Origin of the sequence: Parafrankia sp. Ea1.12, from assembly GCF_900465275.1 — a bacterium.
Taxonomy (GTDB): domain Bacteria; phylum Actinomycetota; class Actinomycetes; order Frankiales; family Frankiaceae; genus Parafrankia; species Parafrankia soli.
The window spans coordinates 1-25,658 of sequence record NZ_UBIZ01000273.1 but is presented as its reverse complement, the minus strand read 5'-3'; the positions used below and the strand labels follow the sequence as shown (position 1 = coordinate 25,658).

At 71.6% G+C, this 25,658-nt stretch carries 22 protein-coding genes and 1 pseudogene; 7 read left to right on the top strand and 16 right to left on the bottom strand.

Features of this window, described 5'->3' with window-relative positions; genetic code table 11:
* Positions 1-3 precede the first annotated feature (3 nt).
* Entirely contained in the window at positions 4-900 is an 897-nt protein-coding gene (locus tag FMEAI12_RS13025) for an LLM class flavin-dependent oxidoreductase (RefSeq protein ID WP_112106222.1), read from the top strand.
* Between the two features lie 91 nt (positions 901-991).
* Here the strand turns inward: FMEAI12_RS13025 and FMEAI12_RS13020 are convergent, their stop codons facing one another.
* From FMEAI12_RS13020 to FMEAI12_RS12985, 8 genes are all read right to left on the bottom strand, one after another.
* Positions 992-1,753: an SDR family oxidoreductase gene (locus FMEAI12_RS13020; RefSeq protein ID WP_112106221.1), complete on the bottom strand. Its 762-nt coding sequence runs from the start codon at positions 1,751-1,753 to the stop codon at positions 992-994.
* Positions 1,754-1,766: 13 nt separating this feature from the next.
* Positions 1,767-2,528 (bottom strand): 3'(2'),5'-bisphosphate nucleotidase CysQ, encoded by a 762-nt coding sequence (locus tag FMEAI12_RS13015; RefSeq protein ID WP_112106220.1) that lies wholly within the window; start codon positions 2,526-2,528, stop codon positions 1,767-1,769.
* A 37-nt stretch (positions 2,529-2,565) separates the two neighbouring features.
* Positions 2,566-4,488, bottom strand: coding sequence for a sulfate adenylyltransferase subunit CysN (gene cysN, locus FMEAI12_RS13010; protein WP_112106219.1), 1,923 nt, complete (start codon positions 4,486-4,488; stop codon positions 2,566-2,568).
* Positions 4,488-5,390 (bottom strand): sulfate adenylyltransferase subunit CysD, encoded by a 903-nt coding sequence (gene cysD, locus FMEAI12_RS13005; protein WP_112106218.1) that lies wholly within the window; start codon positions 5,388-5,390, stop codon positions 4,488-4,490. Before cysD ends, cysN begins: the two co-directional genes overlap by 1 nt.
* 53 nt (positions 5,391-5,443) lie before the next feature.
* Positions 5,444-6,301 (bottom strand): nitroreductase family protein, encoded by an 858-nt coding sequence (locus tag FMEAI12_RS13000; protein WP_112106217.1) that lies wholly within the window; start codon positions 6,299-6,301, stop codon positions 5,444-5,446.
* Positions 6,302-6,428: 127 nt separating this feature from the next.
* Positions 6,429-7,616 (bottom strand): cytochrome P450, encoded by a 1,188-nt coding sequence (locus FMEAI12_RS12995; RefSeq protein ID WP_112106216.1) that lies wholly within the window; start codon positions 7,614-7,616, stop codon positions 6,429-6,431.
* A 26-nt stretch (positions 7,617-7,642) separates the two neighbouring features.
* A complete protein-coding gene (locus tag FMEAI12_RS12990) occupies positions 7,643-8,788 on the bottom strand; it encodes a sulfotransferase (protein ID WP_112106215.1) in 1,146 nt (381 codons plus the stop codon).
* Positions 8,789-8,939: 151 nt separating this feature from the next.
* On the bottom strand, positions 8,940-9,740 hold the full coding sequence (locus FMEAI12_RS12985; RefSeq protein WP_112106214.1) for an SDR family NAD(P)-dependent oxidoreductase: 801 nt from the start codon (positions 9,738-9,740) through the stop codon (positions 8,940-8,942).
* 63 nt (positions 9,741-9,803) lie between these two features.
* Between FMEAI12_RS12985 and FMEAI12_RS12980 the strand changes: the two genes are divergently transcribed.
* Positions 9,804-10,454, top strand: coding sequence for a TetR/AcrR family transcriptional regulator (locus FMEAI12_RS12980; protein ID WP_071064138.1), 651 nt, complete (start codon positions 9,804-9,806; stop codon positions 10,452-10,454).
* 81 nt (positions 10,455-10,535) lie between these two features.
* On the opposite strand, the gene FMEAI12_RS12975 is transcribed toward FMEAI12_RS12980, so the two are convergent.
* Positions 10,536-12,218 carry a TerD family protein gene (locus FMEAI12_RS12975; protein ID WP_112106213.1) on the bottom strand — a complete coding sequence of 561 codons (1,683 nt, stop codon included), beginning with the start codon at positions 12,216-12,218 and terminating at the stop codon, positions 10,536-10,538.
* Between the two features lie 163 nt (positions 12,219-12,381).
* A complete protein-coding gene (locus FMEAI12_RS12970; protein WP_235013945.1) occupies positions 12,382-13,254 on the bottom strand; it encodes a Sir2 family NAD-dependent protein deacetylase in 873 nt (290 codons plus the stop codon).
* A gap of 133 nt (positions 13,255-13,387) precedes the next feature.
* Here FMEAI12_RS12970 and FMEAI12_RS12965 point away from each other — a divergent pair, with 133 nt between their 5' ends.
* Together FMEAI12_RS12965 and FMEAI12_RS39870 are read left to right on the top strand one after the other, a co-directional pair.
* A complete protein-coding gene (locus tag FMEAI12_RS12965; protein WP_112106212.1) occupies positions 13,388-14,056 on the top strand; it encodes a DUF2599 domain-containing protein in 669 nt (222 codons plus the stop codon).
* A gap of 136 nt (positions 14,057-14,192) precedes the next feature.
* A pseudogene (locus FMEAI12_RS39870) lies at positions 14,193-14,690 on the top strand (PIG-L deacetylase family protein); the annotation flags it as partial.
* Positions 14,691-15,015: 325 nt separating this feature from the next.
* Here FMEAI12_RS39870 and FMEAI12_RS12955 read toward each other — a convergent pair.
* The 4 genes from FMEAI12_RS12955 to FMEAI12_RS12940 form a co-directional block, all read right to left on the bottom strand.
* On the bottom strand, positions 15,016-16,557 hold the full coding sequence (locus tag FMEAI12_RS12955) for a glycosyltransferase family 4 protein (protein WP_112106211.1): 1,542 nt from the start codon (positions 16,555-16,557) through the stop codon (positions 15,016-15,018).
* Positions 16,558-16,852: 295 nt separating this feature from the next.
* The gene (locus FMEAI12_RS12950) at positions 16,853-19,237 is read right to left on the bottom strand and encodes a DUF6541 family protein (protein WP_112106210.1); all 2,385 of its coding nucleotides are present in this window, start codon (positions 19,235-19,237) and stop codon (positions 16,853-16,855) included.
* 466 nt (positions 19,238-19,703) lie between these two features.
* The gene (locus tag FMEAI12_RS12945) at positions 19,704-20,015 is read right to left on the bottom strand and encodes a hypothetical protein (protein WP_235013944.1); all 312 of its coding nucleotides are present in this window, start codon (positions 20,013-20,015) and stop codon (positions 19,704-19,706) included.
* A complete protein-coding gene (locus tag FMEAI12_RS12940; protein WP_235013943.1) occupies positions 20,015-20,380 on the bottom strand; it encodes a hypothetical protein in 366 nt (121 codons plus the stop codon). The genes FMEAI12_RS12945 and FMEAI12_RS12940 overlap by 1 nt, the downstream gene beginning before the upstream one ends.
* An 86-nt stretch (positions 20,381-20,466) precedes the next feature.
* Here FMEAI12_RS12940 and FMEAI12_RS12935 point away from each other — a divergent pair, with 86 nt between their 5' ends.
* Both FMEAI12_RS12935 and FMEAI12_RS12930 read left to right on the top strand, forming a co-directional pair.
* Positions 20,467-20,862 (top strand): MmcQ/YjbR family DNA-binding protein, encoded by a 396-nt coding sequence (locus FMEAI12_RS12935; RefSeq protein ID WP_071064175.1) that lies wholly within the window; start codon positions 20,467-20,469, stop codon positions 20,860-20,862.
* A gap of 70 nt (positions 20,863-20,932) precedes the next feature.
* Positions 20,933-21,409, top strand: a complete 477-nt coding sequence (locus FMEAI12_RS12930; protein WP_112106208.1) for an HIT family protein — start codon at positions 20,933-20,935, stop codon at positions 21,407-21,409.
* 45 nt (positions 21,410-21,454) lie between these two features.
* Here the strand turns inward: FMEAI12_RS12930 and FMEAI12_RS12925 are convergent, their stop codons facing one another.
* Positions 21,455-21,823 carry an RNA-binding S4 domain-containing protein gene (locus tag FMEAI12_RS12925; RefSeq protein ID WP_071064116.1) on the bottom strand — a complete coding sequence of 123 codons (369 nt, stop codon included), beginning with the start codon at positions 21,821-21,823 and terminating at the stop codon, positions 21,455-21,457.
* Between the two features lie 71 nt (positions 21,824-21,894).
* On the opposite strand from FMEAI12_RS12925, the gene FMEAI12_RS12920 reads away from it, so the two are divergent.
* Entirely contained in the window at positions 21,895-22,515 is a 621-nt protein-coding gene (locus FMEAI12_RS12920) for a hypothetical protein (RefSeq protein ID WP_112106207.1), read from the top strand.
* Positions 22,516-23,850: 1,335 nt separating this feature from the next.
* Here the strand turns inward: FMEAI12_RS12920 and FMEAI12_RS12910 are convergent.
* The gene (locus FMEAI12_RS12910; protein ID WP_112106243.1) at positions 23,851-25,440 is read right to left on the bottom strand and encodes a DHA2 family efflux MFS transporter permease subunit; all 1,590 of its coding nucleotides are present in this window, start codon (positions 25,438-25,440) and stop codon (positions 23,851-23,853) included.
* Positions 25,441-25,658 lie beyond the last annotated feature (218 nt).

Here is a 25,658-nt window from a genome sequence, read left to right as displayed (position 1 = left end):
ATCATGACGATCGACGGCACGTCGCCGCGGTTCGCCGTCGGCCTGCCCAATGTCGGCGTCTTCGCCGACCCGGCTCTGCTCACCGAGCTGGCCGGCCGGGCCGAGCAGGCCGGGTGGGACGGCGCGTTCGCATGGGATCACGTCCTGTACCACCACGACTGGCCGGTCGTGGACCCGACCGTGGTCGCCGCCGCGATCGCCGCGACGACCACGCGGATCCGGCTCGGAATCCTGATGACCGCGGTTCCCCGGCGCCGGGTCGGCAAGCTCGCCCGCGAGATCGCCTCCCTGGACGTCCTCTCCGGCGGCCGGCTGGTCTTCGGGGCCGGCCTGGGCTCGATGCCGTCCGAGTACACCGCGTTCGGGGAGCCCGCCGACCCGCGGCTGCGGGCGGCCCGGCTGGACGAGTCACTTGCGGCGCTCGCCGCGCTGTGGAGCGGCGAGTCGGTGACCGCCCACGGCGAGCACGTCGTCGTGGACGGCGTGTCGATGGCGCCGACCCCCGTGCAGCGCCCGCGGCCACCGGTGTGGTGCGCGGGCCGGTGGCCGCTGCGCGCGCCGTTCCGCCGCGCCGCCCGGTGGGACGGCGTGATGCCCGTCCACGCCGACTACGGCCGCCCGACCACCATGCCCGCGCCGATGCTCGCCGACATCGTCCGGTACGTGCACGCCCTACGCGTGTCCGCGGGGACGCACGGACGCCCGTTCGACATCGTCCTCGAGGGGGCGACCGACGCGGATGCGCCCGACCGCGGCGCCGCGGTCGTCCGGCCCTATGCCGATGCCGGGCTGACCTGGTGGGTCGAGGCTCTCGGCTGGTGGCGCGGCGGTCCCGACGACGCCCGCGCCCGCATCGACGCCGGGCCGCCGATCCTCACCGAGGCGGACGCGGACGCCTGACCGCGCGGCCGGGGAAGGCCGGCTGGGCCGGGTGGTGGGGTCACGACGGGGCGTGTGTCGGGGCCGCGGCGGGGCGGGATCTCAGGCGAACTCAGGCGAACGGAGGCGCGATGCCGTCGATCCAGCGGTCGTAGTCGGTCAGCTTGGCCAGCATCGCGTCCGGCCCCTGCTCCGAGTCGACGATGAGGAACCGCTCCTCGTCGATCGCCCGCACGAGCCGGTCGGCCTGCGCGTCCGGTGTCGGCGCGGAGCGGAGCACCGGATGGTCGGCGGGCAGGCCGTTCGCGAGGAGCATCGGTGTCAGCATCGCGCCGGGGCAGAAACAGGAGACCTTGATGCCGCGCGGGCGGTACGCGGCCGCCAGCCACTCGGAGAGCGCGAGCGCCGCGTGTTTCGTCACCGAGTACGCCGCCTTCTCCGCCTGCGTCGACAGCGCGACGACCGACGCCGTCTGCAGCAGATACCCGTCGCCCCGTTCGAGCATCGCCGGCAGAACCTCGCGGACCGCGTACACGTGTGACATCACGTGCAGCTGCCAGGACGAATCCCACAGGGGGTTCGCCTGGACGTCGCCGGGCTGGCGGGGTCCGGCGACCCCCGCGTTGCTGAACCAGACGTCGATCTCGCCGTAGGCACGGCGAGCGAGGTCGGCGACGGCGCGGACGTTGTCCTCGACCGTGATGTCGGCCGCCAGGCCGACACCACCGATCGCGCTCGACACCCGCTCGACGCCGGCGGGGTCGACGTCCGTCACGACGACCTTCGCGCCCTCGGCGGTGAACCGACGCGCGCAGGCCTCGCCGAGACCACCCCCCGAGCCGGTGATCACGACGACCCTGCCGGCGAGTTTCACAGCGCGGTTCCCCTCACGAGTCTCTCAGCGCGGTCAGGACTGTGTCGGTGAGTTCGGGGCGGCAGATTAGCAGGTCGGGGAGGTAGGGGTTGGGTTCGTTGTAGCGCAGGGGCGAGCCGTCGAGGCGGGAGACGTGCAGCCCGGCGGCGGCGGCGACGGCGACGGGTGCGCAGGAGTCCCACTCGTACTGGCCGCCGGAGTGGGCGTAGACGTCGACGTCGCCGCGGACGACGGCCATCGCCTTGGCGCCGGCGGAGCCCATGGGAACCAGGGTCGCGTCGAGCTGGGTGAGGAGGTGGTCGACGCAGGCGGGTGGGCGGGTGCGGGAGACCGCGAGCCGGATCGGCCCGCCCACCGGTGCGGGGAGGACCGGTGGTGTGCCGGTGTGCAGGACGAGGCCGGCCGCGGGGAGCGCGACCGCCCCGGCGATGGGCGTCCCGCCGCTGGTGAGAGCGACGTGGACGGCCCAGTCCTCCCGCGGTGGCTCGCCGTACTCGCGGGTGCCGTCGAGCGGGTCGATGACCCACACCCGGTCGCGTTCGAGGCGGATGTGGTTGTCGGTGCTCTCCTCGGAGAGGACGGCGTCGCGCGGGCGGGTCTGGGCGAGCAGGTGCAGCAGCAACTCGTTGGACTGCCGGTCACCCTCGGCGCCGCCCTGGTCGCGGATCGCGAGGAGCAGTTCGCCGGCCTCGTGGGCGAGGGCGGCGGCCAGGGTGTGGTCGTCCATCCCGGCCGCCGGGATGGACGGCGCCGCGCCGGCGGTGTCACTGGTCATGGGCCGGTCTCCACACGGGTCAGGGTGGCGGTGGGGGTCATGCCGGGTCCGGCGGGGTGAGGATGCCGTTGGTGCGCAGGTGTTCGACGACGAGGTCGGCGGAGGCCTCGGGGGTGATCGTGCCGCTGGCGTCGAGGCGGAGCTCGGGGTGCTCGGGAGGCTCGTAGGGCGAGTCGATCCCGGTGAAGTTCACCAGCTGACCGGCGCGGGCCTTGGCGTAGAGCCCCTTGCGGTCCCGGGACTCGGCGACGTCCAGGGGGGTGTCGACGTGGATCTCGATGAACTCGCCGGGCTCGAGGAGGTCACGGGCGAGCTGGCGTTCCGCGCGGAACGGGGAGATGAACGAGGCGAGCACGATCACCCCGGCGTCGACCATGAGCCGGGCGACCTCGGTGACCCGGCGGATGTTCTCCACCCGGTCGGCGTCGGTGAACCCGAGGTCCTTGTTCAGCCCGTGCCGGACGTTGTCGCCGTCCAGCAGGTAGGTGTGGAAACCCTGCTCGTGCAGCCGCTTCTCGACCAGGTTCGCGATCGTCGACTTCCCCGCGCCGGACAGGCCGGTGAACCACAGCACCGCCGGCCGCTGCCCCTTCGCGCGCGCCCGGGCGGTCTTGTCGACCTCGACGGCCTGCCAGTGCACGTTGTCCGCGCGGCGCAGGGCGAAGTGCAGCAGCCCGGCCGCGACCGTGGCCCGGGTGAACCGGTCGATCAGGATGAACCCGCCGGTGTGCCGGTTCGTCGTGTACGGATCGAACGGGATCTGCCGGTCGACGTTGATGTTGCACACGCCGATCTCGTTGAGGTCCAGGGTGCGCGCGGCGGTGTGTTCCAGGGTGTTGACGTTGACCTTGTACTTGGGTTGGGCGATGGTGACACTGCTCGTCCGCGCCCCGATCTTCATCAGGTAGGGGCGGCCGGGCAGCATCGGCTCGTCGGCCATCCACACCAGATGGCACTCGAACTGGTCCGCGACCCCGGGCGGGTCGATCGCGGTGGCGATCACATCGCCGCGGCTGACGTCGATCTCGTCGGTGAGGGTGAGGGTGATCGACTGGCCGGCGATCGCCTCGTCCAGGTCCCCGTCGGCGGTGACGATCCGCTCCACGGTGCTTTCCTGCCCCGAGGGCAGGGCCCGGACCCGGTCCCCGGGGCGGACCGTGCCCCCGGCGATCTGCCCGGAGAACCCGCGGAAGTCCAGGTTCGGCCGGTTCACCCACTGCACGGGCAGGCGGAACGCCCCGGTGTGCGCGTCGTCGTCGACCGCCACCGTCTCCAGATGCCCGACCAGGGTCGGCCCGCTGTACCAGGGGGTGTTCGGGCTGGATTCGGTGATGTTGTCACCGGCCAGCGCCGACAGCGGGATCGCGACGATGTCGCTCAGGCCGATCCGGGCCGCGAACTGTCGGTAGTCCGCCTCGATCCGGGTGAACACGTCGCGGGAGTAGTCGACCAGGTCGAGCTTGTTCACCGCGAGCACGATGTGGCGGATCCCCAGCAGCGACACCAGATAGCTGTGCCGGCGGGTCTGCGTCAGCACACCCTTACGCGCGTCGATGAGGATCACCGCGAGATCCGCGGTGGACGCCCCGGTCACCATGTTCCGGGTGTACTGCTCGTGCCCGGGGGTGTCCGCGACGATGAACTTCCGCCGCTCGGTGGAGAAGAACCGGTACGCCACATCGATCGTGATGCCCTGCTCACGTTCCGCGGCGAGCCCGTCGACCAGCAGCGCGAAATCCAGCCCGTCGCCCTGCGTGCCGACCTTCTTCGAGTCCGCTTCCAACGCGGCGAGATGATCGGAGAACACCAGCTTCGAGTCGTACAGCAGCCGGCCGATCAGCGTCGACTTTCCGTCGTCGACACTGCCGCAGGTGATGAACCGCAGCATGCTCTTGTGCTCGTGCAGGTTCAGATACGCCTCGATGTCGTCCGCGACGAGGTCGCTGGCCGCGTGCGCCATCAGAAGTACCCCTCCTGCTTCTTCTTCTCCATCGACCCGGACGAGTCATGGTCGATGACCCGGCCCTGGCGTTCCGAGCTCGTCGTCAACAACATCTCCTGGATGATCTCCGGGAGGGTTCCGGCGGCGCTTTCCACCGCGCCGGTCAGCGGGTAGCAGCCCAACGTCCGGAACCGGACACTGCGCTGCTCGGGCACCTCCCCCGGTGCCAGCCGCATCCGGTCGTCATCCACCATGATCAGAGCGCCGTCGCGTTCCACGACCGGGCGCGGCGCCGCGTAGTACAACGGCACGATCGGGATCTGCTCCCGGTGGATGTACTGCCACACGTCCAGCTCGGTCCAGTTCGACAGCGGGAACACCCGCACGCTCTGCCCCGGCGCCTTGCTCGCGTTGTACAACCGCCACAGCTCCGGACGCTGCGCCTTCGGGTCCCACCGATGCTGCGCCGAGCGGATCGAGAACACCCGCTCCTTCGCCCGCGACTTCTCCTCGTCGCGGCGCGCACCACCGAACGCCAGATCGAACCCGTACTTGTCCAGCGCCTGCTTCAGACCCTCGGTCTTCCACATGTCCGTGTGCGTCGCCGAACCATGGTCGAACGGGTTGATGCCCCGTTCCACACACTCCGGGTTCTGATAGACGAGCAGGTCGACACCGAGCTCCGCGGCGACCTTGTCCCGGAAGTCGTACATCGCCCGGAACTTCCACGTCGTGTCCACATGCAGCAGCGGGAACGGCGGCCGCGACGGGAAGAACGCCTTCATCGCCAGGTGCAACAGCACGGTGCTGTCCTTACCCACCGAATACAGCATCACCGGCCGTTCGCTCTCCGCCACCGCCTCCCGGAAGATCTGGATGCTCTCCGCCTCCAGGCGCTGCAGATGTGTCAGTCGGCCCATGCCAGGGCTACCCTTCTCCGTCCGTACCGGTGTGTCCGTACCGTCGACCGGCGTCATGACCGGGGCCTTTCCTCGTCGTTGCCGGCTGTGCCACCGGTGATGCCACCGCCCGTAGTGCTCCCGCCCGTGGTGCTCCCGCCGGCGATGCCACCGCCCGCCGCGGCCGGGGGCCGGGGCGGGCCGGCGGAAGTGAACGCGGTGCCGGGTGGGTCGAGCGCCCAGTCCGCGGGCGCTCCCCATTCCTCCTCGAACACGAGCTCGGCCATCGGGCGGCGGCGCACCGGACCGTGCCGGCCCGCCGGCCGACCCAGCGTGATGGTGCCGGCGACGAACGTGCCCTCGGGCACGCCGAGCAGCTCGCGCAGCTGCGCGTCGACGGCGAAGTTCCAGCCGGTGAACGCCCCGCCGTAGCCGAGCGCGCGAGCCGCCAGCAGCAGGTTCTGGCACGCCGGATACACCGACGCCCCCTCGGTCGGAGTCGGGTCCCGGTAACGCACCAGACACGGCAGGATCAGCACCGGCACCCGCTCGAACCCGTCGACGAACTGCTGCATCGCCGCGGCCATCCGGGCCTTGGGCGAGTCCGCGACCGTCCCCGTCCCGCTGTCGTACCGGTCCCGCTGGCGCTTGCCACCCCAGGTCCGCCGCGCGGCGTCACCGATCAGCTTCTTCGCCGCCCCGGCCTTCGGGCCGTCGGTCAGCACGATGAACCGGAACGGCTGCCGGTTAGAGCCACTGGGCGCCCTGGTGGCCGCGAACAGCATGGCGCGCAGCGCCTCACGGGGCACCGGCTCGTCGGTGTAACGACGGATCGCCCGGGTCGTCGTCAGGCCCTCCAGCAGGCCCACCGTGTCCACGGGCAGAACCGCCGCCGCCAGCTCCCGCGCCGCGTCGGAGCTGTCAGCGCACATCGGTCCACCGGGTCCTCACCTGGTTCGGGCGCGCCCGAACTCCGTGTGTCCGTTCTCGGTGCATCCTGCTCATCCTCCCGCCGGGCCGGCCGTCCTGCGCAACTTCTGCTTGTCTAGGAGTTGTTCCTCACGACGTGACCACCGGCAGGTTCATCCACCCCCGCGTCGTGGAGGTGTGGTCGAGCACGCAGTTGTCGCGGTCGACCTCCCAGCTGCTCCACCGCTTCAGCACCTCGTCGAGCACGACCCGGCCTTCCATCCGGGCCAGCGAGGCACCGAGGCAGAAGTGCAGGCCGTGCCCGAAGGCGAGATGCCGGTCGATCCGGCGGTGGATGTCGAAGGTGTCCGGGTCGGTGTAGTGCCGCTCGTCCCGGTTCGCGGAGGCGTTGAGCAGAATCACCGCGCTCCCCTCCGGGATGGTGCCGCCGTGGTGCTCGACGTCGCGGGAGACCACCCGGCCCTGCACCGGTGACGGCGACTCGAACCGGAGGACCTCCTCGATCGCCTGCGGGACGTTCGAGCGGTCCGCGGCGAGCTCCCGGCACTGGTCCGGGTGCTCGCCGAGCAGCTGTCCCGTCCAGCCGATGAGCCGGCGGGTGGTCTCGTTGCCGGCACCGGCCAGCACCGAGGTGTACGTCAGGACCTCGTCGCGGGTGAGCCGGCGGGTGGTGCCGGTCTCGTCCTCGAACTCGGCCCGCAGCAGCTCGGTCATCAGGTCGTCGGAGGGATGGGTGGCCCGCCAGTCGATGTAGTCGGCGAACGGCTGCGCCGTCGACCGGGCGTCGGTCGGCGCCGGCGCCTCACCCTCGGTGAGCTGGTGCCGCCGCGTGCCGGCGTCACGGATCGCCACCTGGTCGCTCTCCGGGATGCCGAGCATCATGCCGATGACCCGCATCGGAACGATCGCGCCGAGATCGGCGACGAAGTCGAAGCCGTCGGTGCCGACCAGCTCGTCGAGGATGCGGGCGCACAGCTCGCGCACCTGCGGCTCGAGCGCGGCCATCTTCCGCGGCGTGAACACCCGCGACAGCAGACCGCGGTGGATGTCGTGCAGCGGCGGGTCCTCCGCCAGGAGGTTGCCGGGCGGCAGCCTGATACCAGCTTTGATCACTTCGAGGATGAAACCCTTGCCCGAGGTGTACGTCCCGAAGTCCGTCAACGCCTTCTCGACGTCCTCGAACCGGCTCAGCGCGTAGAAGTCGTACTTCTCGTTGTAGTACAGCGGCGCGGAATCCCGCAGCCGCCGCCACACCGGGTAGGGGTTCGCGTCGATCTCGAAGTCGTACGGGTCGTAGTAGACGCTCTCGTCCTGCACTGCTTTCCTTTCGATGAGCGGTCGAGCTAGTGCGCGGTCCAGGCCGCCGCACGCGCGGTGTAGTCGGCGAACAGCGGGCGGATCCGGTCGACGTCGATACCGAACGTCGCCGGGTCCGGGTGGACGTTGCGCTCGCGCTTCTCCGCGTTCTCCCGCCACCATCCCTGCATTCCGGCCTCGAACTCCGGGGTGACGGGCTCGCCGAGCCAGGCGTAGAGCCCGCGGATCTCGCCGAGCGGATCACGCTGCATCGCCCGGAAGTCGATGTCGTAGAACCGGTCGTCGCCGGCCTTCTGGCGGAACGCCAGCGCCCGCTCCATGCCGACCGACCAGTGCTCGATGTTGAGCTGGCCGAGATAGCGCTCGTCGATGTCGTCGCAGTACGAACGGGCCACCGCGGCGTAGAGGTCGGCCACCGACACCATGACCTCGGCGGGATCGCGGTGCGTCATCACGAACCGGGCGTCCGGGAACACCTTGTCGAGATCGTCCAGGAAGAGCAGGTGGGTCGGGCACTTAAGCCGCCACGGCTGGGCCTCGAAGCCCCACTGCAACAGTTTCAGCGCACGCAGCTCGTACCGGTAGGTCGAGGTGAGATCGGCGTTGAGAAGCCACTTCGAATAGGACGGTACGTAGGCGAACGCCTGGAAGAAGTGCGCCCGGAAGTCGAGCGCCATCAGGCTCTGGCACTCCGTCGGGCCGGTCGCGCTGGCCGGGACGAGCACGACCCGGCGCGGCGAGGTCCGCTTCCGTTCCGCCACGTCGGCCCGGCCGTCCTCGATCCTCTTGTCGTCACCGTGGACCGTGGACGGCGGCGGGCAGGGCGCCGTCGCCTCCCACATCCGCAGCGACCGGGCGTTCGGGTCCTCGGCCAGCAGGAACGACAGCGCCGTCGACCCGGTGCGCGGCAGGCCGAGCCCGATCAGCGGCGCGGTGATCCGCTCGTCGTCGATCTCGGGCTGGCGCCGGTACCAGTCCTCGATCTGCAGCCGCTGGCTCAACAGGCCGACGATCATTTTGCGTAACGCCGCCTGGCCGGTGCTGTTCAGCGCGGCCTCCTGCTGGAGGGCGCGGACGAGCACCTCCAGGCCCTCCAGGAACGTGTCCTCACCGAAGTCGGTAAGTCCGGTCTCGGCGCGTGCGGCGTCGAGCAGTTCGTGATGCGCTCCCACGGTTTCTCCCCTTCGGACGTGGGCCGCCGCCCGCGGCGTGCGTCGCGGGTGGCTATGGGCCCAGGCGGCTATGCGACTGGGCGACTGGGCGACTGGGCGACTGAGGATCTGTGCGTCGACGAACCCGCGGCTGACCGCGGGAACCCGTCCGTCAGGAGAAGTCGGAGCCGCCGTCGACGTTGACGTTCGCGCCGGTCATGTATGTGTTCCGGCGCGAGCCGACGAAGGCGATCACGGCACCGATCTCACGCGGCGCGCCCGCGCGGGGAAGGTGGGCGGGATGGCCGAAATGCTCCGTGATGCCGCGCATCACGGCGTGCAGGTCCTCCGGGTCGATGCCGATGCCGCGGGCCCACATGGCCAGGCCCTCGGAGGCGAAGCTTCCCGGAGACACGGTGTTGACGAGAATCTCGTCCGGAGCCAGGGTCAGCGAGAGGTTCTTGGTGATGCTGGTGACCATCGATTTCGCGGCGGTGTACGCGATCAGCGAGGCGGTCTGCCGCTTGGTCGAATGCGCGGAGATGTTGACGATGCGGCCCCACTCGGCGGCGTGCAGCAGGGGCAGCGCGGCCCGCACACACCGGACCATACCCAACACGCCGACGTCGACCGCGGCCAACCAGTCGTCGTCGGTGAGCTCCTCGAAGGGGCCCATCCGGCCGCCTTTGGGGCCGGTCGCGTTCACAAGGGAGTTCAGTTCCCCCCACCGGTCACGGACGAGGCCGAACGCGGCGGTCACCTCGTCGGGGCGGGTGATGTCCGCGGGCAGGGCCACGGCGTCGGCGGCCCCCAGCTCCAGCAGACGGCCGACGGTCTTCTCCAGATTTGCCCGGTTCCGCGCCAGTACGGCCACCCTGGCCCCGTCCGCGGCGAAGCACTCCGCCGCCGCGAGGCCCATACCCTGGGTACCGCCCTGTACCACCACCGCGGCACCAGCTAAGCCAAGATCCACCTCGGTTGCCTCCGTCCACCTCGTCCAGCCGAAAGGGTTTGGCGACAGTATGATGTCACCAATATGAGCGTCCCGGCAACACCTGAGGAGGACGGCGGCGAGGCCGCCCGGCCTCGGCGGCCCTACGACAGCCCGCTGCGCCGTGAGCGGGCTGTCCAGACGCGTGAACGCATCGTCGCCGCCGGCTCGGCTCTCGTCCACGGATTCCCGGTCTGGGACTGGGGCGGCCTGACCTTCCGCGCGGTCGCGGAGCGGGCCGGGGTCGGCGAGCGCACCGTCTACCGGCACTTCCCCACCGAGCGCGACCTGCACAACGCGGTCATGCGCCGGCTGCAGGAGGAGGCGGGCGTCACCTACGAAGGGCTGGAGCTCGACGGTCTCCCCGACGTCACCAGGCGGTCGTTCGCGACGCTGTCCTCCTACTCGGTCTCCCGGTGGAGCCACCCGGAACCGCGCCAGCCGGCCCTCGTCGCCGAGGACAGGCTGCGCCGCGACGCGCTGCTCAACGCCGTCATCCCGCAGACCGCCGACTGGTCCGAGGCCGAGCGCCAGACCGCGGCGGCCATGCTCGACGTGCTGTGGAACGTGCCGTCCTACGAGCGCCTGGTCAGCGTGTGGGAGTTCGACGGCGACGCCGCGACGAACGCCATCAACTGGGTCATCGGCCTCGTGGTGGAGGCCATCCGCGAGGGCCGCCGCCCGAGCTCGCCGTAGCGCCGGCACCTCCGCCGGGCGCAGGCCGACGGGCGTGGCCGCGCCCGGCCGACGTGGGAAACCCGGCAGGTGCGGCCGCTGTCAGATCCGGGCGCCCTTCTCCAGGTTGGAGCGGCGGCAGAGCAGCTGGAGGTTGTTCACGCTGCTGGCCCCGCCGCGGCTGTGCGGGATGACGTGGTCGAACTCCAGGTACTCGGTGGCCTGGCACTGCACGCACGCGCCGCCGTCACGCTGCCAGACCTCGGCCTTCACCACCTGGGAGATGGCACGGCTGTCCCGGGCGCCGGGCGCGATCACCAGCCGGCGGGCGATCCGCAGCGTGCCGGCGAGGACCGCCGCCACGTACTCGGGGTCCCCGACCTGGTAGGTGCCACCGCCACGGCTCGTCGTCGCCGAGACGTCGATGGTGCCGTAGCCCGCCGCGACGGCCACGATCTTCGACCAGGCGGTCTCCGTCCCGCCGCCGTTCTGGGCGAGGAACCGCAGCTTGCGGCTGCTGACGACCAGACGTCCGGGCGTGTGCCGGGGACCGCTCGCGAGCTGGCGGACCTGCACCACGTCGGTGTCCAGGTGCACGATCTCGTCGAGATCGAGGTGCAGCGTCGAGGACGTCTCCCGCGGCAGGTCGCCGTTGCGGATGCGGGAGAGGTCGAGCCCTCGGCGGAGCCTGCGGCGCATCTCCTCGACGGCCGGGTCCACGACGCCCAGGCGGCGGACCTCGTCCTCGAAGAGCTGGTACTCGTGCTCCTCGATGATCTCGTCACCGAACGCGAAGGTGACGATCCGCTGGAGGTAGGCGAGGGCGACCGACCGGAACACCTGCTGGCCGGCGGCCTCCGGCACCAGCTGGAAGCGCAGCTCGGCCCACAGCGCGTCCAGCCCGGGCGCGCCGGGACCGGCGTCCACCGCCTCGACGAGCCGCCGCCGCCAGTCGGCCAGGACCCGGCGGATCTCGTCCTCGCACGCCACGCAGGGCACCGGGGCGGAGAACAGGCGCCGCCGCTTCGCCGCGCCGCACCTGCCGCAGGTCGCCTCCGACTCGACGAAGGGCTGCCTGGTGCGGGACGCCCAGGTCGTGCCGTCCCACCACCGCAGCAGGCCGGGCGCCGCGGGGTCGGGGTACCAGTCGGCCCGGCGCGCCGGCTCGGCCGGTCGGAGCGGTGCGGGCGGTCGGACCGGCGCGGGCGGTCGGACCGGTGCGGGTGGCGAGGCCGCGATCCCGGTGGTCTCGTCGTTCCCGGCGGCCTCGTCCGGCCCCTCGACGGAGATCCCGAAGCTGCGGGCCAGGCCGGCGAGGCCGCTGGCCCAGCCCTGGCCGACGGCGCGGAACTTCCACCCGCCTCCCCGGCGGTAGATCTCGCCGAAGACCATCGTCGTCACCGGGTCGGACGTCGCCGACGCGAACTCGACGAGCGGCCGGCCCGCGACGCCGTCGATGCGCAACCGCAGGCCGTCGACCTGGGCGAAGGTCCCGTCGTCGACCGACCCCGCGACCACCACGGTAACGATGTCGGGCTCGACGTCCGGCAGGGCGACGGTCAGCGTGGCGCCGGCACCGGAGGAGACGAGGCTGACCGCGCCGGAGCTGTGCCGGGGCTGGTTGTAGAACACGATGTCGGCGTCCGACCGGACCTGGCCGGCGCTCGTCACCAGCACGGCGCAGACGTCCACCGGCTCGCCCGAAGCCGAACTGACGACGGCTGTGACGACCTCCGTCGGTATGACGGTGTTGGCGCCCTTCGGCAGGGTCGGTACAGCGACCATCGGTCCTCCATCAGCAGCCCGGGCCGTCGGAGGACAAAGCGGTGCCGCGCGACGCCCGACCAGACGGCCGCCCCCTCGCGGCAAACAGGAATATAAGGCTCCCTGTTTCGTAAAAGTTATCGGTCAGTGTCACGACCGATCACGGCGGGCCTCGGCCCGGCGCTCAGGCCGTCAGGCGGGCGTCCAGCTCGGTGAGGGCGGCGAGCGCGCCGAGCCGCACGGAGACTCCTGAGCCCGGCGAGAGCCTGTCCGGGGCCGGGTTGACGCGGATCAGCCGCCCGCCCGCGGCCGACTCGGCCATGCGGCGCACGGTGGGCACCGCCGTCCCCGCGCCGATCTCGACGACCACCAGCCGGCGCCCGGCGCCGGCCAGCGCGTCCAGCCAGGACGAGCAGGCGCACAGCATCCGCTCGGAGCGTGCCCCGAGCCAGTTCCAGTCCCCGAACATCAGGATGTTCGGCCGGGCCAGCGCGCCGCACCGCGGGCACCGCGGCAGCGGCTCCCGGGCACGCATCGTCTCCGGGTCGACGTCGACGTCGACCCCGTCGGCGGGCCAGACGTCCGGCCCGCAGGTGGCCGTGCACTGAAGATGGTGGATCGAGCCGTGGACCTCGGCCACGTCGACGAAGCCCGCACGCTGGAACTGGCCGTCCACGTTCGAGGTGAACACCCACATCCCGGCCGGCAGCCCGGCACCCCACCGGCGCAGGACGTCGAACCCCGCGTGCGGCACGGTCCCCCGGTACAGGCCGAGGCGGTGACCGTAGAAGCCCCAGGCGAGGGTCGGGTCGGCGCCGAAGTGGACCGGGTCGGCGAGCTGCGCGAACGACAGCCGCAGGCGGGCGTAGGGCGGGTACGCCCGCCAGAAGCCGGTGTCACCGCGGAAGTCGGGCAGGCCGGAATCCACCCCCATGCCCGCACCGGCGCAGACGAGGAGCGCGTCGGCCTCCCGCAGCAGGGCGGCGGCCCGGTCCAGTTCGCCGGGGCGGTCCAGTTCGCCGGGGCGGTCCAGTTCGCCGGGGATCGGTGTGCTCACCGTTCCATCATCACCGCCGGCGCGGCGCGGATATCGGCGCGCGTGTCAGGGTCGGTGTCGCGAAGTCGGGGCGGGATCACCGGGTTGGCTCGCTCGACCGGCCCGGACCGCCCGAACGCCATACGCTCGTCGGGTGGCGGAGCAGCGGCGGTCGCGCGGTGCCCTCGGCGGAACCGTCGGGGTGCTGGCCGCCATGGCCGTCGGGGTGGCGATGCTCCGCGGCTCCGGCTCCGGCTCGGAGACCGACGCCGGCACGGAGGCCGCCACGACCACGCCGACCGCTACAGCCACCGCCGCTCCCAGCCTCGCCGCCGTGGCTCCCGGCAGCGCGGGCGACGACGGCGGCGCTGGCACGCGGCCGGCCCCGGGGGCGCCGTACTGCGGTTCGAGCCGCTATGTCGAGGAGATCACCCTGCAGCGATGGGCGGGCGGGGATTTCCGTATCTCCGTGTGGCCTACCGAGGAGGCCCGGCACGCCGATGACCGGGATGCCGCGAGTGCCGAGATCTGGCAAGCCGTCCAGGGCTGTGTCGGTGGGGTGGACCCGGCGGTCGCGGAGAGCCTGCAGGACCAGCTCCGCTGCCATGAGTCCCTCGCGCTGGTACCGGGCCGCGGCGGCGAGGAGTACGCCACCGGCGACAGCTTCGACGTCGAGAGCTGGCGGCCGACCCCCGGACGCCGCCGCTGGATCTCCACCCGCTGCGGAAACAACCTCGGCACCGACCCGACCAGCGCCCCCCTGGCCACCGAACGCCCCGACGGAATCCCCCCGCAACACCGTGCCTCGGGAGAACACGCCTGACCCGAACTGTGGCGGTCCAGTGTCACCATGGACTCTCTCAACCGCCGCACATCGGATTCGCCCGCCGTGACGCCCGCCCAAACCGCTGTATTTGTTGTTTGAATTGGCTGGAGAATGGGGGCACGGAAGGCACGGTATGAACATTTCACTGCTGGCTCGACGAATGGTTCCCGGGGATGTGTGGCTGGGGCATGAGCGGGTGATGGTGCCGGCGCGTTCCTTCTGGCGACGGGTGTGGGAGCGCCGGGGGATCGACATCACCGCGTCGATGGCCGCGGCGCCGTGTCTGGTCGTGGCACCGCATCCCGACGACGAGACCCTGGGCTGCGCGGTGGCCATCATGCGCAAACGCGCGGCCGGGACGCCGGTGACCGTCGTGCTGGTGAGCGACGGGGCCCGCGGCGGATCAGCGGCAGGCCCACCCGCGCAGCGCCTGGTCGAGAGGCACTCGCCCGCGGAGCTCGCCGAGATGCGACGGACTGAGGCGCGGCGGGCCTGCGCCCGCCTCGGTGTCGCCGAGACTGATGTGATCTTCCTGGGGTTCCCCGACTCCGAGCTGCCCGGGTGCGTCGACAGCATCGCGGCCCGGCTCGGCGAGGTGATCAGTGCCCGGTCCCCCGCTCAGATCCTGGCGCCGGCCTCGTGCGAGGGACATCCCGACCACGATGCCACCCACGAGGCGGTGCGCCGCGCGGTGCGGGCGGGCGGCTTCGACGGAGAGATCCTCGAGTACACCGTGTGGCTGTGGACGCACTGGCCGTGGACCCTCGGCCACGGGACCGGACACTGGTCGGCACGACGGCTCCTGCTGGCACCGGTCCAACGGGTGCACGAACGGCGCCCGCTCCTGGTGGACGCCCGCGGCCTGCGGGAACGGCAGAAGCACGCCCTCGCCGCGCACGTCACGCAGGTCGGGCCCGGCGCGGAGGGCGATCAGCGCCCGGGTACGGGGGCGCCGCTCACTGGCTCCCTGCTGGCGACCTTGGAGAGTCGGTACGAGGTCTATGTGGCGGCCGACGGGCTGCGGCACCTCGATTTCGACCGTCCGTGGCGAGCTGGCGGGGCTCGGGGCACGGGGCGGCCGCACTCTCCGCCGCCGGGTCGCGGAAGTGGCCGTGGTCCCAGCCCTGGTCCCGTCCCTTCTCGTGTTCCCACACCTGGTCCGGGCCCGGCCGCCCCGCACGGCCCGGCCACCGATCGTGATCCCGGGTCCGGTTCCGGTTCCGGGGACGGCTCTGGCCGATGAACCGGTCCCGGACGCGGATCCGGTCGTTGAACTCGGCGATTCCCCGCAGGTAGGCCGCCTCCTTCCGGCGGGCGATGGCCTGCGGGTCGAGCTCGGCCACCCCCAGCCGCCCGCGCTCCCCGACGGCGACCGCCCGTCCGGCGTCGAGGAGGAAGGGAGCCAACGCGCTGGCCAGCGCGCCCGGGTCACCGGTCTCCACCACGCTTCCCGCGCCCCACCGTTGCACGAAGGGGGCGATCCCGGTCCGCTTCGTCACGACCACCGGGCGCCCGGCCGCCATCGCCTCGGCCGCGACGATCGAGAAGCTCTCGAAACGGCTGGGCACGGCCACCACCCGGGCACCGCGATAGACGTCACGGACCTCACGCCCCGCCAGATGCCCGCTGAACTCGACGTCGAGGCGCAGCTCACGGGCCCGGCGGGCCAGCCAGGCGCCTGACGGCACGCCGTCGATCGCGCCCGACGAGCGCCCGACGACCGCCAGCCGGTGGGCGACGCCGGCGGCACGCAGCCGCGCCGACGCCTCGAGCAGGACGTCCACGCCCTTGTAGGGCTCGAGCCGGCCCACCACCGCGATGGTCGGCTCGGTGCCGCGCGCCTCCGGGATGTCCCGCCACGGACCGGCGTCGAAGAGGTTCGGGATCACTTCGACATCGCGGTCGCCCAGCCAGCCGTCCCGCCGCAGCTCGTCCACGAGGAGTTGCGACGGGGATGTGACGACGGCGGCGAGGCTCGCGGACGCGCGGTCCAGCCGATCCGCCAGCTGGCCGCGGACGCCCACCGGCTGTCCGGCCATCCGGACTGTGAGCATCGTCGGGCAGTGCAGGTGGATCGCCAGCGGACGAGTGCGGCACAGGGCCTCGATCAGCCCGCGCGTCTCGCCGTCCTGTGTCTCGATCACGTCGGGGCGCAGGCCGATCTGGCGCATCCAGGTGCTGTAGGACAGCGTGAGGCTCGCCCGCAGCGCCAGCGAGTCGCGCGGATGGAGCGGACCGCGCAGCCGCGCGCCGAACCCGCCCAGCATCCTGGTGATCGGGACCTGCAGCAGCGGACGTCGGTGCACATGCACCCCGTGCTCCACCGTGTCGGTGAACTGGCGGCCCTGGGCACAGAGAACATGAACGTTGTGCCCGAGCCCCACCAGCGCCGCCGCGAGTGCGGCGGTATAGGTACCCGCGCCGTCCCAGACGATGGGCGGGTACTGCTCGCACAGAAAAAGAACGGATAACGTCCGGAACCTTCGGAGGAATCCCATAGTTCCCCAGATCCCACCCTTCAACGAAGGTGGTTAAAGGTAAGACAGCGCACGCACGTTACTCCCGACGACCTTGGCGGCAGCGGCTGGCGTATCGGATTCTTCACCAGCGTTAACCACCATCCAAATTTCGGTACCGGCCGCCACTAATCTTCGTTGCGCGCGGAATGCCACCGGTTTACGCGGAAAGATCCGCCGCCGCCGCGGCGGCAGGCCGGCTGGCCAGCCCGTCGTAGCGGCCGTCACCGGACACCGGCGGCCGTCAGCGAATGCCGGCGGCCGTCAACGGATGGCGTCAGCGGGCAGCGGCGCCGGTCAGCGAGACGTCCAAGGTGGGTTTCGCGTTGGCCGGGAGCCACTGGCCGTCGCCGCCGGCCGTGCCGCTGCCGGCCACCGTGGGCAGTCGGCGCCAGCCCAGCCCGGGAGCGAGCAGGGAGAGGTCGCCACCGGGGCTGCGCACCAGGGGAAACCGCTCCTCCCAGGTCCCGCTCGCCGGGCCGGTGCCATCGGTGAACCCGACGACGAGCTCGGCGGGCAGCGACGCGCCGGCGGTCCCGATCTCGTCCGGGCCGGTGCCGGGACCGGTGGTGAGCACGAACGTGTGCGTGATCGTCACGGGGACGCCCCGGCGGATGCCTGGCTGCTCCCCGTGCCCGGCCGGGCCTGACCCAGCGACCACGCCCGACCCAGCGGCCGCGGCCGGTCTCCCCGCCGTCGCCGCGCCACCGGCTGCGTCCACCGGGACGGCTGTTCGCAGGGTGCGGACCTCCCCGCCGAGGCGGACGTGCAGCCGCGCATCCCCCGACCGGACGGGTGCCGTCCCAGCGTCACCGGGAATCCGTACCTGTACACGGATCTCGACGCGGCTCCCGGTGACCTGCCTCAGCGGCACGAAGGACCCCCGGAAGCTGCCCGGGACCGCCGGGTCGGCGATCTCGTCCGGCCGCAGGCGGAACATCGCCCGGTCCGGCATCCGGTCAGGCAGCGCGGCCGAGCCCGGCCCGATGTCCGCCGCGAAGACGACGGGTCCGTCGAGGTCGGGGGAGTTCCGCAGCGAGTGGTAGGGGACCTGCGTGTAGCGGCTCGGGACCGTCGGCGTCACCAGCACCACGGCCGGCCCGCCCAGGTCGTCCGGGAGCAGCGCGGCCAGGAAGTCGTTGCCCTCGTTGACCCCGCGCTGCACGTCGATCCGGGGCTGCAGGGTCGGCACCGTGATCGCGACGAGCCCGGCCACGGCCACGGCCACAGCGCCCGGACGGACCATGCGCCCGGCCAGGCCGCGCGCGGTGCCCGAGGCGGATGAGCCCGGGCGGCGGGACAGCGGCGACTGCGCCGGGAGGAACGTCCACAGCCATCGGGCGCCGTCGGCCGCGAGGATGACGACCGGGGTGAACGCGGCCAGATGGTAGTGCGGGCCAAGGCCGTTGCGCAGGCCCGGCATGGCAAAAGCGGACCCCCACCAGAACGTGTAGCCGGCCAGCACCACGCCCGTCGTCGCGAGCAGGAACAGGCGCTCGAGCCGCCGCCGCGGCGCCACCAGGCCGACGGCGGCCAGCGCGATCAGCGCGGCACCGCCGAAGAACCAGCTCGGCGCCACCTCGAGCGTCTCCTGGAGGGCGTCGAGCGCCAGCCGGCGGGTGAACAGGAAACTCGACTCGGACGGCAGGATCCGGCGCGGGCCGAAACCGAACCGGTCCAGTGGGTCCGAGGCCGACAGCGGCATACGCAGGGGCGATCCGGTGACCCGCCAGCAGTAGGCGAGCAGGGCGACGACCAGCGGTAGCGCGCCGATCACCGCCCAGCCCGAACGCCGCAGCAGCGTCCCGAGCTCCCGCCGTCGCCGCACAGCCGCGAGCACGATCACGGGAAGGACCACGAGCACGACGTCGAACGGCCGGATCAACAGCACCAGCCCCAGGCCCGCTCCGCCGCCGGCAAGGGCGGCCCGCGCCCCCGTCCGCGCACCGCGCAACAGCTCCGCGCTGGCCAGGACGAGCACGGCTGCACCCGGGGCGTAGGCGAGTGGCAGTGCCGTATGCAGGAGGACCAGCGGCGAGAGCGCGACGCCCACAGCGGCGGCCACCGCGCTCCAGGCATGGTCGAAGAGCTCGCGGGCGAGGCGGTACGTCCCGACGACCCAGACCCCGGCGACCGCGGCGGGCGCCACGGCCATCGTGCCGAACAGCGCCTGGGACAGCGCGAGCAACGCCGGCCAGCCCGGCAGGTACTTGGTGAACACGCGGCCGTCGTGCACACCCGTCAACCACGGCCGGAAGAACGGTTCGACGGCGCCCGCGTCCAGGGTCAGCCGCCCCTCGAGCAGCATCCGCGCCTGGAGGATGTACGCGGCCTCGTCCGCGTCGCCGGAGCCCTCCGGGTACAGCGTGACCCGCAGGACCAGGCTCGCGACGAAGGACAGGAGCGCGACCACCGCGACGACGCCGGCCGGCGACCGGAACCGGGACAGAGACAGGGACAGAGACGACCGGGCCCACTGGAACTGCCGGCTTTGCCGGAACCGCCGGCCTCGTGGGCCTGCGTGCGTGCCCGCTCCGGACGGCTCCGCGTGACCGGTGCCGTCGGCCAGGTCGACGGGTGTGCCCGGGAGCGTCCCGGCGGTGCTGTCCGCCGTGGTCGGACCACCTCCGGTCGACGCGCCGACCGGGGAGTCGACAGTCATCGGCGGCGGGGTGCGGCGGCGTCCGTCATGGTCGCGCCGTGATCCGGCGCGGCGCGTTCCCGGTCATCCGTGTCAGCCCCATCCAACCTCGATCACACCATTCATCCGTGATCTGTTGATCGCACCGAATGTGCCGTCCGCAGCGCCTGAAATGATAAGAAACCGCTCCGGGACGGCCGAAACCGGGGCTCGGCACCACGCGCCGGCCAGGGGCACCCCGGTGGACGTCGCGACCCGGCGGGCATGGGCAGCCCGGCGAAGGGGCCTGACGGGACCTGGTGGCTCGGCAGCGACGGACGGGCTGACGGATGTGGCGGGCCGACAGAGGTGGCGGGCCGACAGACGGGAGTGGGCCGGACGACAGGAGTGGGCTGGCAAACGGGGGTCGGCCGACCGACATGGGTGGCACGGTCGCCGTGGCGCCTCGGTCACTGTCCGGCCGGCGGCCCGGCGGCCCGGCCTCAGATCATCGGCAGTCCGGGTCCGGGACAATCTTGGTGTTGGCCGAGGGAATGTAGCCGTCGTCGTCGGCGAAATGTGTGGTGGTGTAGCCGCGGAGGCCGTGGCCGACGCATTTCGTGGCCAGGTTCCCGAAGTGATCCGGAAAATTGAACACCTCGGCCGGCGTGTCATCCCCGCGCCGGTTCAGGACGGGCGCGTCACCCATCCCCCGCTCGTCGTCGTCCAGGCGGCAGCCGGCGACCACTCCGGACGCCGCGAGAACCACGAGGGCGGCAGCCGCGCAGGCCCGTCGGCGGTCGCGAGTGGCGGGCCCCATCAGCTGTCGCCCGCCACGTCCCCGGGCGTGGCAGGTGGCGGCGAGCCGGCCGGCAGGGAGCCTGTCGAGGGCACGGGGGTCGCGTCCGAGGCCGCGCACTCCGGATCGGGAACGATCTCGATGTTCGACGGGGCACCCTTGTTGGTTGTCACATAGGCCCGGTACCCGTGGCCGACGCATTTCGTGGCCAGGTTCCCGAAGTGATCCGGAAAATTGAACACCTCGGCCGGCGTGTCATCCCCGCGCCGGTTCAGGACGGGCGCGTCACCCATCCCCCGCTTGTCGTCGTCGCCGCATCCGGACAGGAGTACCAGCAGCGCCACACAGGTCGCCGTCACCCCCGCCCGCGAGAGGATACGTCCCATGCCGGCCACTATCCCTCCGGATCACCCCGACCCGTGGCGATTGTCTTTTCCGCGACGTGACCGAACCGCGGGCATACGGTGTGGCCATGGCGACCTGGGACGACGTGCGCCGGCTGGCGCTGGCGCTGCCCGAGACGAACGAGAGCCCCTCATACGGTTCGGCCTCGTGGCGGGTACGGGACAAGGGCTTCGTGTGGGAGCGCCCCCTGCGGAAAACAGACCTCGCCGCGTTCGCCGCCCGCGGCGAGAAAGCGCCGGACGGCCCGGTCCTGGGTGTGCGCGTCGCCGACGAAGGAGTCAAGAACGCGCTGATCGCCGACAGCCCGGCGGTCTTCTTCACCGTCCCGCACTTCGACGGCTACCCGGCGGTCCTGGTCCGCCTCGACCGGATCTCCGTCGAGGAGCTGGACGAGCTGGTCGTCGAGGCCTGGCTGCTGCGGGCCCCGAAACGCGCCGCGAGGGCATACCTGGATGCCCGGTGACCTTCCGCCGAGCAGCGGGCCGACGTCGCGGGTATCGATTCTCCACGGCGGAGGCGTTACAGTCACCGCCATGGAGCCCGTCCAGGATTCCGGTACGGACGACTGCTACTCCTGCGGCGGTAATGCGGCGCTCAATGATCTGCCGCCGTGGCAACGAATCCTCGTCGGCACCGGTTGGCGGGTCGCGCACGCGATCAACTGCGCGCTGCCCGGATGGCTGGTCGTCATCGCCCGCCGCCACATCACCACGGTGGCCGAGCTGGACGCGGCGGAGGCCACCGAGCTGGGTCTCGTCACCTGGCGGCTCAGCCGGGCCCTGATCGAGGTGACGGGGTGCGCGAAAACATATGTCGCGGCATTCTCCGAGGCGGCGGGATTCACCCATCTCCACGTTCATGTCGTGCCCCGCGCACACGGCCTGCCGACGGACGAACAGGGCCCTGCGGTGTTCACCCATCTCCGCCGGCCAGCCGCGGAATGGGTGCCCGAGGGCACGATGGACGATCTCGCCCGGGCCCTCGCCGCGCGGATCGCGACCGAGCCCTGACCACCGAGCCCTGACCACCGAGCCGGGCCGGGCCGCCGCGGCCGCTCAGCGGTTGCGCAGGCGTTCCACCGCGCGGCGGTCGCGTTTGGTCGGACGTCCCGTCCCGCGGTCGCGAACCGCCATCACCGGAAGGCGTTCCGGAGGCGGCGGGCTGTTGTCGATGTAGCACTCCGCCGCCACGGCGGCGCCCACCCGCTTGGTGAGGACCTTGGTGACCACGACGACGCGTTCGTGGCCGGCCTGGCGAAGGCGCACCTCGTCGCCGGCGCGGACCATGCGCGCCGGCTTCACCCGCTCGCCGTTGAGACGGACGTGGCCGCCGCGGCAGGCATCTCCGGCCTGCGTCCGCGTCTTCACGAGCCGGACGGACCAGATCCAGATGTCGATCCGAGTGCTCTCCTCCACCGACGCCATAATGAAGACTCTACGAACCGGCCGCCCCCGGACGAGTCCCATCGCTACCGACACGCGGCGATGACCCACGAATGATCGGGTTCGATAGCCTCGCGACCATGGCGGGGGAGGAACTGCACCTACGCGGAGCCGACGGAGCCCGCCGGGCAAAACTGTGGCTCGAGGCCACGACCCGCGCGAACGTCTACTACGTCACCCCGGAACCGGTGGCGGTCGCGAAACTGAGCTACCAGTGGGCGGACGGACGCGGCTTCTCCTACGACCTGGGCGGTGTGCTGCTCGGCGGCGAGTTCCAGGGCCACGAGTTCGTCGCGGAGTCGAAGTTCTACAACGGCCATCACGACCAGGGAACGCTTTACGTGGAGTTTCTCGCGAAGTGCTACCGGGCGCTGTCGTTGCAGCCGGCCCGCATCGACCACTTCATGTGGATCACCTGGGCGCCGTTCCTGGTGACCCGCTGGCCGGACCTCTGCTCACCGAACGAGGTCAGGTCGGCCGTCCTCACGCATCATCGGAGAGTGTTCGGCTGCCCGCGCGACCACGAGGGCAGCCTCGTCTCGGACGAGACCTGCGAGAGCGTCGCGGAGCGCCTGTGGATCATCGTACTCTCGGAGCGTCAGGAGAAGCTGGTCATCTCCGCCGAGAACCTGAATATACTTCGAGGCATCGGCACCGAGAGGGGAGCCAGGTGACCACCCCGACCTACGCCGCCGAGCTGGAAGCCGCGTTGAGCATCTCCAGCACGCAGGAGAGTATCGGCAGTATCAAGGCCGTCGTCGCCAGAGAAATACAGGCGACCGATTCCTCCGTACAGATCCGGGACACCGGGTACTTCAATCATTCATATATGCCCGACTTTGTCCTCGACTGGCCGGACGACGCGGCCGCGGGCCAGCGTTTCATGTACCTGAAGTTCGGCGGGGACGTCGACTACTTCGTCCGGGACGTCGCCCTCGTCGAGGACCGCGAGCCGATCGTCTTCAGCATCGGGCGGTACCGGAACGCGGGCGACGCCCACGTTCGCCTCGCCGCGGAGGCGGGCACCGCCAACACCCTGCTCACCGATGCCGACGGCCTCGCCACGATGATCGAGCGGCGGGACCGCTCCCCCGATATCAGAATCATCTCGACGGCGTTGACGCAGGACGGCCGTGGTGTCCTCGACGCCGTGAACGCCTCGGCCATCGCCGACGGCTTCAGCCAGGGCATCGACGCGGCGCGCGCGCTCGCGGTCGAGGGCACCAGGCGGGCCACCGAGATCGTCACCGCCAGCCTGCGCCGCCGGCAGTCCCGGCTGCTGAACCAGTTCCTCCAGGCCGTCTGGGTGGGCTCCGGGGGGAACATCGCCGGATTTCCGGGTGTCCGCGATCTCTCCGGCGAGGTCACCGACGCCGCCCTGGAATTCCTGCTGACCGGCGAGGAGATAACCGACCCGGTGTTCTGGCGGAGGCTCGGCCGCCGCGCGAGCCTGGAACAGATCGCGCGCCTGCACGTCGACTCCGCGACGCCGAACCTACAGCACTACGTCACCCAGAACATCGGCGTCCTGCGGGCCCGTTCCTATCAGCTGCGGTCGGTTTCGAGAAACGTCACGGATGAAAACCCTCCGTTCGAGTGGAAAATCGAGCGGAAACTGCTTGCGCTGCGCGCCCAGCAGTTCACCGCCTACCTGGACGGCCAGGCGGACGATCCACACGGAAAGGATTCCGGCGGGCGGTCCGACGGCGTTCCGCTCGCCGGCCTCCTTACCCGGGCGACCGGAACCACCGTGGCAGAACTGGAGATCGCGGCGGAGGGCCGGACGATCGTCTACCGCGGAGAGGACAACATCGACGTCACGCGGGACGAGCGGCTCGCCGCGCTCGCCGAGTCACTCGGGCCGGGCGCCCGAGTCACGAAGGCGCGTCTCCCGATCGCCGACGACCGCAGTCTCGTCTGCGACTTCACGACCCAGGTCGCCGCGCCGCGCGGGCCGAGCAGGATCCCGGTCACCGATCTGCTCGCCAGCCTCCCGCTGCTGCGGGAGCTCACCGCGGCGGAGTCAGATCGCCTGTCCGCGCTGCTCGAACCGGCGACTGATCCTGCGCCTCCCCGCGAGGCCGAACCCGGCGACGTCGAGGAGCACGGATACGCGGCTGGCCCCGGAGACGTCGAGAAGCACTGAACGGACCACCCGGGATCGCCGTCAGCGCCACGACGAGCGCGGCAACCAGCAGCGCGGCGGACACGAACAGCGTGTCCTGGCAGGCCTCGGCAAACCGGGCGGCGGCCGGGCCGTCCACCACGGTCGGCAGCACGCCCTCACCGCCTCCGGCCGCGCCACCGCCACCGCCACCGGCAGCGCCGGCCACGCCCTGGGCGGTGAGGCCGGCCGCGAGTACGACGGAGGTCAGGGCGGTACCGATCGAGACACTCACCTGGTTGGTGATGGTCAGCAGCGTGCTGCCGGACGGCGCGTCCCGGTCGCTCAGATGCCGCAGCGCTGTCGTGATCGTCGGCATGATCGTCGAGCCCGCGCCGACTCCCATGACGGACATCGCCAGCACCATCTGCCAGTACGGGGTGTCGACGCCGAGCAACAGCGTCGCGGTGATCAGCCCGCAGGACGCCGTCACGATCCCGAAGCCCACCACGCGGGCAGGCGGAACCCGGTCGACCATCCGGCTCGCCACCTGCAGCGAAGCCCCGGTAGCGAGCGCCTGCGGGATCGCCAGCATCCCCGTCTCCGCGGGGCTGAGCCCCCGCACGAGCTGCCAGTAGAGCGGCAGGACGAACATCGAACCGAAGTAGGCCGCCGTGAACAGCGCCAGCGTCGCCGTCCCTGACGCGACAGCCCGCAGCCGCAACAGCGCAACCTGGACCAGTGGGGCGCGCATCCGAGCGGCCCGGACCACGAACACCACCGCCAGCGCGAGCCCGACCAGCGCCGGCACGAGCACACCTGCCGAGGTCACAGTCCCGCGCCGCCCGCTCTCCGCCAGCCCGTAGACGAACAGCGCCAGCCCCGGCGCGACAAGCGCCAACCCTGGGACGTCGAGCCGCCCGTCAGCACTCTCAAGCGTGCCGCCCCGCTGGACGGCACCCGCGGCCGCGGTGACCGGGCGCAGGACTCGGCTCGCAAGCAGGAGCGCGGCCAGGCCCAGCGGCAGGTTGACCAGGAAGATCCACCGCCAGGAGATGTCGACCAGCCAGCCGCCCAGCGTCGGCCCGATCACCGGCCCGACGAGCACCGGCAGACCCAACAGGCCCATGGCGCGCCCGCGCCGCTCCGGCGGCGTGGCCCGTAGCACAATCGTCATCGCGACCGGGTTGACCAGGCCACCGCCGATCCCCTGCACCACCCGGAAGGCAATGAGCGCGCCGATGTTCCAGGCCAGACCGCAGAGCACCGATCCCAGCACGAACAGACTCAGGGCCGCCATGTAGACACGTCCGGAACCGAACCGTGCCACCAGCCATGCTGTCGTCGGCACGGTCACGGCAAGCGCCAGGGTGTAGCCCGTCGAAACCCACTGGATCACCGGCAGTGAGGCATCGAGATCCGCCGCCAGCGTGCGGATCGCGACATTGATGATCGTGATGTCGAGAATGACGAGCAGGCCACCGAGCACGAGCACCGTGAACACGAGCCCGGTGCGCGGCGGCCCGACCGAGCCGGATGGCGCGGATCGCCCACCCGGCTCCCCTCGGCTCCCTTCCTTTTCCCCCTTCTCTCGCGGCCCCCCTGCCTCCTGCGGTTCCCCTGCCTCTTCCAGACCCGCCAAGCCACCCGGATCACCGCTCACAACCGCGCCCTCCGTCCCACTCGGCTCTGCCGAGAGCACCACCCCGCCAC

Excerpts from the sequence above, each read along its gene's own strand:
- FMEAI12_RS13025 (WP_112106222.1), top strand. The coding sequence starts at position 4 with ATGACGATCGACGGCACGTCGCCGCGGTTCGCCGTCGGCCTGCCCAAT.
- FMEAI12_RS13015 (WP_112106220.1), bottom strand. The coding sequence starts at position 2,528 with ATGACCAGTGACACCGCCGGCGCGGCGCCGTCCATCCCGGCGGCCGGG.
- cysN (WP_112106219.1), bottom strand. The coding sequence starts at position 4,488 with ATGGCGCACGCGGCCAGCGACCTCGTCGCGGACGACATCGAGGCGTAT.
- cysD (WP_112106218.1), bottom strand. The coding sequence starts at position 5,390 with ATGGGCCGACTGACACATCTGCAGCGCCTGGAGGCGGAGAGCATCCAG.
- FMEAI12_RS13000 (WP_112106217.1), bottom strand. The coding sequence starts at position 6,301 with ATGTGCGCTGACAGCTCCGACGCGGCGCGGGAGCTGGCGGCGGCGGTT.
- FMEAI12_RS12980 (WP_071064138.1), top strand. The coding sequence starts at position 9,804 with ATGAGCGTCCCGGCAACACCTGAGGAGGACGGCGGCGAGGCCGCCCGG.
- FMEAI12_RS12975 (WP_112106213.1), bottom strand. The coding sequence starts at position 12,218 with ATGGTCGCTGTACCGACCCTGCCGAAGGGCGCCAACACCGTCATACCG.
- FMEAI12_RS12955 (WP_112106211.1), bottom strand. The coding sequence starts at position 16,557 with ATGGGATTCCTCCGAAGGTTCCGGACGTTATCCGTTCTTTTTCTGTGC.
- FMEAI12_RS12950 (WP_112106210.1), bottom strand. The coding sequence starts at position 19,237 with ATGACTGTCGACTCCCCGGTCGGCGCGTCGACCGGAGGTGGTCCGACC.
- FMEAI12_RS12945 (WP_235013944.1), bottom strand. The coding sequence starts at position 20,015 with ATGGGGCCCGCCACTCGCGACCGCCGACGGGCCTGCGCGGCTGCCGCC.
- FMEAI12_RS12940 (WP_235013943.1), bottom strand. The coding sequence starts at position 20,380 with ATGGGACGTATCCTCTCGCGGGCGGGGGTGACGGCGACCTGTGTGGCG.
- FMEAI12_RS12935 (WP_071064175.1), top strand. The coding sequence starts at position 20,467 with ATGGCGACCTGGGACGACGTGCGCCGGCTGGCGCTGGCGCTGCCCGAG.
- FMEAI12_RS12930 (WP_112106208.1), top strand. The coding sequence starts at position 20,933 with ATGGAGCCCGTCCAGGATTCCGGTACGGACGACTGCTACTCCTGCGGC.
- FMEAI12_RS12925 (WP_071064116.1), bottom strand. The coding sequence starts at position 21,823 with ATGGCGTCGGTGGAGGAGAGCACTCGGATCGACATCTGGATCTGGTCC.
- FMEAI12_RS12920 (WP_112106207.1), top strand. The coding sequence starts at position 21,895 with ATGATCGGGTTCGATAGCCTCGCGACCATGGCGGGGGAGGAACTGCAC.